This is a genomic window from Rhizobium ecuadorense, from assembly GCF_001187535.1.
Lineage (GTDB): Bacteria > Pseudomonadota > Alphaproteobacteria > Rhizobiales > Rhizobiaceae > Rhizobium > Rhizobium ecuadorense.
Genome location: NZ_LFIO01001112.1, coordinates 1 through 324, shown reverse-complemented (window position 1 = coordinate 324; position 324 = coordinate 1). Strand labels below are relative to the sequence as shown.

General features: G+C 60.8%; 1 protein-coding gene. It reads right to left on the bottom strand.

Going from position 1 to position 324, the window contains the following annotated elements; translation table 11 throughout:
* On the bottom strand, positions 1-324 hold a 324-nt coding region (locus tag AF337_RS24225; RefSeq protein WP_152971166.1), incomplete at both ends, for a hypothetical protein.

The following is a 324-nucleotide window of genomic DNA, read 5'->3' as shown; positions in this document are numbered from 1 at the left end:
CTGGCGCGAATGGGCTGATATCAGCTCGTGGACCGGCCTGTCATCGTTGACCACGTCATCTTCGTAGGGCGCCGACAACTGGTCGAGCTCGTCGCTGCCCACAAGTTCGATGTCCTTGATCCGCACGTTCGGCCGCGCAATGATCTGCTCGAGCACAAGGATGAAATGCCGGGAGACACGGGCAATCAGGGCGCTGTCATAGAGATCCTGTGCATAATCGATCAGCCCGGATGCAGCACCATCCAGACCTGCTTCGATCACCAGGGAAAGCTCGCTGTCGGCGCGCGCGCCCAGGGGCTCCAGATTTGTTGCGTGCCCGGGGAT